We start from the raw sequence: 235 nt of genomic DNA, 5'->3' as shown, positions 1-235 counted from the left end.
TGGCGCTGCCTCGTCGAACGTTGTGGGAAGTCACGACGGACGACTTCGAGAAGCACTCGCCCCGATCCCGAAAGTTCTTCGTCTCCATGAAGCTGCCCGAACTGCAACGCGAGGCGAGGCGAGGCGAGGCGAGGCGAGGCGAGGCGAGGCGAGGCGAGGCGAGGCGAGGCGAGGCGAGGCGAGGCGAGGCGAGGCGAGGCGAGGCGAGGCGAGGCGAGGCGAGGCGAGGCGAGGC

At 70.6% G+C, this 235-nt stretch carries 1 pseudogene; it reads left to right on the top strand.

What is annotated here, in order from left to right:
* Positions 1–20: 20 nt before the first annotated feature.
* Positions 21–235: pseudogene (locus D7Y21_RS43275) on the top strand (hypothetical protein); the annotation flags it as partial.

It is taken from the genome of Corallococcus sp. AB045 (genome assembly GCF_003668895.1).
In the GTDB taxonomy this organism is placed as follows: Bacteria; Myxococcota; Myxococcia; order Myxococcales; family Myxococcaceae; genus Corallococcus; species Corallococcus coralloides.
The sequence above is the reverse complement of the archived record's forward strand: the minus strand, read 5'-3'. Positions and strand labels throughout refer to the sequence as shown.